At 69.6% G+C, this 6940-nt stretch carries 6 protein-coding genes; 3 read left to right on the top strand and 3 right to left on the bottom strand.

The genetic code is table 11. From position 1 onward, the window contains the following. A partial coding sequence (locus tag GJ629_RS13115; RefSeq protein ID WP_157513455.1) for a hypothetical protein occupies nt 1–370 on the bottom strand: 370 nt, incomplete at its 3' end. Nucleotides 371–480: 110 nt separating this feature from the next. On the opposite strand from GJ629_RS13115, the gene GJ629_RS13110 reads away from it, so the two are divergent. Next, nucleotides 481–3168, top strand: coding sequence for a glycoside hydrolase family 31 protein (locus GJ629_RS13110; RefSeq protein ID WP_197428604.1), 2688 nt, complete (start codon nt 481–483; stop codon nt 3166–3168). 33 nt (nt 3169–3201) lie between these two features. On the opposite strand, the gene GJ629_RS13105 is transcribed toward GJ629_RS13110, so the two are convergent. Beyond that, the gene (locus GJ629_RS13105; protein WP_370515910.1) at nt 3202–4314 is read right to left on the bottom strand and encodes a glutamate-cysteine ligase family protein; all 1113 of its coding nucleotides are present in this window, start codon (nt 4312–4314) and stop codon (nt 3202–3204) included. A gap of 180 nt (nt 4315–4494) precedes the next feature. Between GJ629_RS13105 and GJ629_RS13100 the strand changes: the two genes are divergently transcribed. Together GJ629_RS13100 and GJ629_RS13095 are read left to right on the top strand one after the other, a co-directional pair. After that, complete coding sequence (locus GJ629_RS13100; protein WP_157513452.1) at nt 4495–5199, top strand: type 1 glutamine amidotransferase; 705 nt, start codon at nt 4495–4497, stop codon at nt 5197–5199. A 54-nt stretch (nt 5200–5253) separates the two neighbouring features. Beyond that, nucleotides 5254–6675 (top strand): hypothetical protein, encoded by a 1422-nt coding sequence (locus tag GJ629_RS13095; protein ID WP_157513451.1) that lies wholly within the window; start codon nt 5254–5256, stop codon nt 6673–6675. A 1-nt stretch (nt 6676) separates the two neighbouring features. On the opposite strand, the gene GJ629_RS13090 is transcribed toward GJ629_RS13095, so the two are convergent. After that, the coding region (locus GJ629_RS13090; protein ID WP_305037655.1) for an MBL fold metallo-hydrolase RNA specificity domain-containing protein at nt 6677–6940 on the bottom strand (264 nt) is incomplete at its 5' end.

The following is a 6940-nucleotide window of genomic DNA, read 5'->3' as shown; positions in this document are numbered from 1 at the left end:
GACCACGGGACCGTGTCGTCAGGACGCGCGGTGGCGGAGATTCGCCGCGGTCGCCGTCCTCATCGTCGACCCGGACGAACCGAACGGTGACGGTTTCGGCCCGACCGTCCCGTCCCGAAAGCGTCGCCGTCGTCGTCGCGTCCCCGTCACCGAGACACCGGCCCAGCGCCCCGCCGGACCGACCCGCGGTCGCGTCGGCGAACAGGTCCAACGGCCCGAGTCCGAGGAGCGCGGAGGCGTTCCGCCGAGTGACGCGTGCGAGGTCCGCGGACACCGCGGCTACCTGCCCGTCTTCGATCGTCCAGTGATACCCGTCGGCGGCCGCGTCCGGCCCGGACGGCCCCCGCCCCAGCGTGTGCGCTTCGGTCATCGAATCGACCTTCGGGACACGGCCCTCTCGGCCTGATGCCTTACACGTTTGGGGCCGTCGACAGCGGCGTGACGCCGCGTTTTTACTCGCTCGGAGTGACGGCCTCGATAATGGGCCTCGCACCGTACCACGTCCCCGAGTTCGCACCGGTCGCCGACGACGCGAGCGTCGTCGCGGGCGACCGCTACCGGTTCACCGTACTGACCCCGCGAATCGTCCGGGCCGAGTACGACCCGGACGGCGAGTTCGAGGACCGGCCGACACAGACGGTGTGGTACCGCGACCAGCCGGTCCCCGAGTTCACCGTCGACCGCGGCGACGACCACCTCGTGATCGAGACGGACGCGCTCCGAATCGAGTACGCCACAGCGGAGCCGTTCGGCCCGGAGACGCTGTCGGCGAGGATAACCTCGTTGGGGACGACGTGGCGGTACGGTGACGACGACCCGGCCAATATGGGCGGGACCGTCCGGACGCTGGACCGCGTCGAGGGCGCGACCGACCTCGAGGACGGCCTGCTCGGCGGCGACGGCTGGACCGTCGTCGACGACACCGACTCTCTCGTCTTCGGCGACGACGGCTGGCTCGAACCCCGCGACGCCGCCGCGGGCTACGAGGACGTCTACCTCTTTGGCTACGGCCACGACTACCTCGACTGTCTGGCGGACTTCACCGCCATCGCCGGCGACGTGCCGATGGTCCCCCGGTGGGCGCTGGGCAACTGGTGGAGCCGCTACTGGCCCTACAGCGCCGCGGACCTCCGGGAGTTGCTGGAACGGTTCGAGGCCGAGGACCTCCCGCTGTCAGTCTGCGTCATCGATATGGACTGGCACACGACCGACAACGACTACCACGGCGGCTGGACGGGGTGGACCTGGAACGAGGACCTCTTTCCCGACCCCGCAGGCTTCACCGAGTGGCTCCACGAGAAGGGCCTGCGGACGACGCTCAACCTCCACCCCGCCGAGGGCGTCCACCCCCACGAACAGCAGTACCCCGCCTTCGCCGAACACATGGGCATCGACCCCGCGAGCGAGCGGCCGGTCGAGTTCGACGCCAGCGACCCGCAGTTCCTGCGGGGCTACTTCGACCACGTCATCGACCCCTTGGAGGAGGAGGACGGCGTCGACTTCTGGTGGATCGACTGGCAACAGTGGGAGGAATCCCCCGAGATGGAGGGGCTGGACCCGCTGTGGGCGCTCAACCACCTCCACGCCTTAGACCGGACCCGTGACGGCCGCCGGCCCTTTATCGTCTCGCGGTGGGGCGGCCTCGGCGGCCACCGCTACCCCATCGGCTTCTCCGGGGACGCCGTCGTCTCGTGGGACTCACTGGCCTTCCAGCCGTACCTCACCGCCACGGGGAGCAACGTCGACTTCGGCTGGTGGAGCCACGACATCGGCGGTCACTTCGGCGGGACGGGCAGCGTCGACGGTTTCGGGGAACTGTACGCCCGCTGGACGCAGTTCGGCGCGCTGAGCCCCGTCAACCGCATCCACACCGGCAACCTCGCGTACATCGACAAGCGCCCGTGGACGTTCGACCCGACGGTCCGGGAGGCCCTCGGTGACGCGCTCCGCTTTCGGCACGCGCTGGTGCCGTACATCTACACGATGGCGTGGCACAACCACGACCGGGGCGTCCCGCTGGTCCGGCCGCTGTACTACCACCACCCCGAGGCCGAACTCGCCTACCACACCCCACAGGAGTACTACTTCGGCAGCGAACTGCTCGCCGCGCCCTACACCGAGCCACGGAGCGACTCGACCAACCTCGCCCGCCAACCCGTGTGGCTCCCCGATGGCGAGTGGTTCGATTTCCACACCGGCCGTTCCTACGACGCCGGGTTCCACGCCCGCTACGGCGACCTCTCGGACGTGCCGCTGTACGCGAAAGCCGGCGCTATCGTCCCGCTTGAGGAGGACCCCTCCTTCGGCGACACCGACCCGCCCGAGCGGTTGCGCGTCGCCGTCTTCCCCGGCGCCGACAACGAGTTCAGCCTCTACGAGGACGACGGGACGACACAGGCCTACCGCGACGGCGAGTACGCGACGACGACGCTGTCGACCCGCTGGGACGGCGACCGGATGACCGTCACCGTCGACCCGCCGGCGGGCGCGACCGAACACGTCCCCGAGGACCGCTCGATTACGCTGGACCTCCGCGGACTCGCCGACGACGTCGCCGTCACCGTCGACGGGGAGGCCCGCGAACACCGCTACGACGCCGACGCCTCGGCCGTCGTCATCGAGGACATCGACGCCACCGGAACGTCGGTGACCGTCACCGTCGAGGCAGAGGACGGGTCCCTGCGGGCGGCCCGGGACCACCGACTCGACCGCTTGCAGGCGGTGTTGTCCCGGTTGGAGTGTCCCGCCCGGACGAAGTCACGCATCGAGGAGTACGCCGAGGCGTACTGCCGGGGCGGCCACGCCGACCTCGGGTGGCTGGCGAACTTCGCCGAACGGCTGGACGGCGAGCAGGCCCGCGCCATCGTCGAGACGCTCACCGACGCCGGCGTCGCCCGTCTCGACAACGCCGCCGAGTCACGACTCCTGCTGTGGAACGAGGACGGCGAGTCCGCGGTCACCCACCGGCTGAGCACCTTCGAACGCGGCGGCATCCCGCTGACCGTCGAGGGCGAGGCCCGCGACGGCCCGCTCCCGGACTGGGAGGTCCTCGAACTGGATGAGTGGGACGGCCTCGACTGGACGCTGACGGTCGACTACGCCGGGGCCGGGACGATTACCTACGAGGGCGACGGCGTCGCCGAGAACTACGAGGGCGACGTTCGATAACTCGGTCGGAAACAGGCGCCCGCGGCCGAGCGCTCACTCCGCGCGGACGGACGGTGACTGCCTGATGTCGTCCGCCAGTCGGTCGGCGTAAGCGAGCCGGAGCCGCCGGGCGCCCGCGCCGTCGAGGACGTTCTGGTCGCCGATGTCGTGGGTGGGCGGGTCGTAAGCGGCCACGTCCAAGCCCATCCGGTCGAGGTACGACCGGACCGACGCCGCCGAGAGGCCGTCGCGGATGGCCGCGTTGAGGTAGCCGACGACGCTGTCGAACTCCGGTAAGACGACCGTGTCGTCGGTTATTTCGCCGGTCGAGCCCTCGATGCGCACCTCGCGGCCGGCCAGCGTCTCGACGGCCCCCGCGACGTCGTCGGCCAACTGGAGGACCTGACTCGGGAGCGCGGTGTCTGGCGAGCGCCACTCGACGGTCCCGAAGGCCTCGCGCAACTGGACGGGCGTCCAGACGGCGCTCTCGGGGTCGAAGTGGGCGTGGATGGCCCGGTGGTCGATGCCGGCGGACTCGGCCCGCGTCACGAACTCCTCGAAGCGGCGTTCGAGGCGTCGGTCCCACTCCTCGCGGTCGTCGACGTACGGCCACAGCCGACCCTGATGTGGCAGGTCGTCGTAGGCCATCCAGCGGTAGAGCTTCGACCGGGCGCCGGCGGCGAGATAGCGGCCGCGGAAGTACGGCGAGGAGTTGACCAGCGCCAGCGCCGGGTCCAGCGCTATCAGGGTGTTGAGTTGGTCTATCGCCCGCCCGTCCTGCTGTTCGACGTGGATGTGCGTGCCGGCACAGTGGCGGACGTACTGGAACGCCGGGCCGACCACGTCGTTCTGGATGGCCGTCCGCTCGCTGTCGAGTTCGGCGACAGCCTCGGTGTCGATTGGTGTCGACAGTGGGACCAACCGTCGGCCGCAGTCTTCGGCCCGGTCGAGCACCGCTCGGAGACGGTCGTACAGTTCCGCGCGGAGTTCCGCAGTCGTCTCGCAGGGGGTCGTCTTGACCTCCAACATCGGCTCGACGAACTCCCGTTCGACGCCGGGCGAAGCGCCGACGAGCGGCCCCGGTTCGACCAACCGGCCGTCGTCGTCGACGACCCAGTACTCGACTTCGATGCTCCGCCGGAGCGGAGTGAATGCGTTGGCTGACACTGTTACCTCCGTCGCGTGGCGACCGGCCCGTCGTCGGACGCCATACCACGGTATCTCATCACACGATGTTCGTGGGAGAATAGACAAGAGTGTTACCCGTATCGAAAAAATTGCGGCAAAAACAGATGGGTTTGTCATACATCGAGAGGCATTTGTGTGTGGACCGGTAACGAGGGGTAGATGGATCGACCGCGGATCGCGTTACTGAACGCCGCACACGAGGCCGCGTCGACGAGTCGGAACTTCCGGCGGGAACTGGACGCCGAGGTCGTCGAGTTCAACTGCCCCGCCGGGGAGGTACCGGAGACCTTTTCCTTCGACGGCTGTGTCGTCACCGGCTCCCGGGCCTCGGTCTACTGGGACGAGCCGTGGATCGGACGGCTGAAGGAGTGGGTCGGCGAGGCGGTCGAGGCGGGCGTCCCCTTCCTCGGCGTGTGTTTCGGCCACCAGTTGCTGGCGAACGTCCTCGGCGGCCGCGTCGAGTCGATGGGCGAGTACGAGATCGGCTACCGGACGGTCCACCAGGACGGCGAGAACGAACTGCTGGCCGGCGTCGGCGACGACTTCACCGTGTTCACGACCCACTCCGACCACGTGGTCGAGGCCCCGCCCGGCGCGACGGTGTTCGCGCGCAACGAGTACGGCATCCACGGCTTCCGCAAGGGCCACGTCTTCGCCGTCCAGTTCCACCCCGAGTACGACACGACGACCGCCCGAGAAGTGACCGAGGGCAAGGACGGCCAGATCAGCGACGAGCGCATCCGGTCGGTGTTAGCGGGCATCACCGAGGAGAACTACACCGCGGCCTGTGAGGCAAAGCGCCTGTTCGAGAACTTCCTCGCGTACGTCGAATCCGTCCGCCCCGAACAGGTCCGGGCGGACTGAGCGACGGTCGGGCAACCGGTAACGTCTACTGTCGCCGGAGCGCAACGGACGGGTATGGGGTTGTTCGACGATTGGTTCGGCGAGGGCGACCGGGAACGGTCCGCCGACGAGACACCCACCGACGGTGACGCGCCCGCGGAGGCAAACGAGCAGTCGACGGGCGAGGACGCGGCCCCACCGGTCGGGCCCGAGTGGTTCGCGCGGAAGGCCGAGGAGGCGACCGCGGAGTGGTCGGACCTGCCGCTGGATTTCAGCGCCGACTCGGTCGCGGCCCTGGACGACCACGCCGGCAGCGACGACAACCCCGTCGCGGTCCTCGCCGCCGACCCCGAGACGGACGAGGAGATGCTCGACCGAATCCGGGAGGGGTACGCGATCAGTTTCGGGAGCTACTTCGGCGAGGTATTGGTCCGGGCGTACGACGGCGAGTGGACGCTGGTCGACGACCAGTGGGTCGTCGCCGTCCCCGTCGGCGAGGACGACCGGGCGGCGGTCGTCGTCTTCGACATCGCGATGGCGTCGATCACCGGACCGCCGGCGTTCGGGACCGTCCTCGAACAGATCGAAGCGAAACGGGCCGGCGACGGCGACGCGACACCCATTACACACCCCGGCGTCGGCGGGAGCGACGACCCGACCGCGCGGTTCGAGGCCGACGCCGCGGACGTCGCCGCGGAGTGGCCCCGCTACCGGCTGGACTTCTCGCCGAACTCGCTGGTCAGACTGGACACCCTCGTCGCCGAGGAGTTTCGCCGGTTCGACCTCGACGACGCTGCGCTCGGCGGCGAGGACGGCGCGTCGGCGTTTCTCACCGCCCACGCAGTCGAAACGGGGGGCTACCTCGGCGAGGTGTTCGTCCGCAACTGCGGGGCCGAGTGGCACACCGAGGCGGAACCGCTGCTCGTCGTCCCCGGTCCGGAAGTCGACGCCCAACTCGACCCCGTCGGTATCGCCGCGGACTGCCTCCGAGGCGAGGATTCGTTCACCGCGACCTACGAGGCCGTCCGGAGCCAACTGGGCCTCGATTCCGACCCCATCGACGACGACGCGGCGATGGCCGCCATCACGCGGCCGACTGAGGCGTTCGTCGTCGACGCCCCCGGCAGGGAGGCGCTATCGGACGCGGCCGCGTCGCTCGCCGAGGAGTGGCCGGAGTACGACCTCGACCGGTCGGCGGCGTCGCTCGCCAGACTCGACGACCTCGTGGCTGCAACGGACTCCGAGACCCTCGACGTGACCCGCGTCGGCGCGTATCTCGGCGCAGTGTTCCTCGAGCAGTACGGGGCCGAGTGGGACGACCACGACGAACTCGGGTGGGTGCTTGCCCTCCCCGACGAGGCCGACGACGACCCGGCGATGATCGTGTTGCCGCCGGTCCTCCGGGACTGTCTCGACGGCGACGACACGTTCGCGGCGTTTCACGACACCGCCCTCGAACAGACCGGCACCGACGGGCCGTCCGTCTCCTCGACGTGAGTCAGCAGGTCCAGGAGTCCCGGACCGAGCGCCGCCAGACGTCGCCCAGTTCGGGCGCGCTGGCGTCGAACCCCTCGTCGGCGAGTTCGGCTGCGAACGCCCCACAGCGGTCGCCGTGGTTGACCAGAATCTCGGTGTCGCGGTAGGAATCGAGGAACGAGCGCAGGCCCTCGCGGTCGGCGTGGGCCGAGAAGTCGTAGCGCTCGGCCCGCGCGGCGACGGGCATCCGCCGGCCGTCTATCTCGGCGCTGCCGGTGTCGAGCAA

It is taken from the genome of Halapricum sp. CBA1109, from assembly GCF_009741825.1.
GTDB lineage: Archaea > Halobacteriota > Halobacteria > Halobacteriales > Haloarculaceae > Halapricum.
The sequence above is the reverse complement of the archived record's forward strand: the minus strand, read 5'-3'. Positions and strand labels throughout refer to the sequence as shown.

What these genes read in the sequence shown, in the direction of transcription:
- GJ629_RS13110 (WP_197428604.1), top strand. Translation starts at nt 481, where the DNA reads ATGGGCCTCGCACCGTACCACGTCCCCGAGTTCGCACCGGTCGCCGAC.
- GJ629_RS13095 (WP_157513451.1), top strand. Translation starts at nt 5,254, where the DNA reads ATGGGGTTGTTCGACGATTGGTTCGGCGAGGGCGACCGGGAACGGTCC.
- GJ629_RS13100 (WP_157513452.1), top strand. Translation starts at nt 4,495, where the DNA reads ATGGATCGACCGCGGATCGCGTTACTGAACGCCGCACACGAGGCCGCG.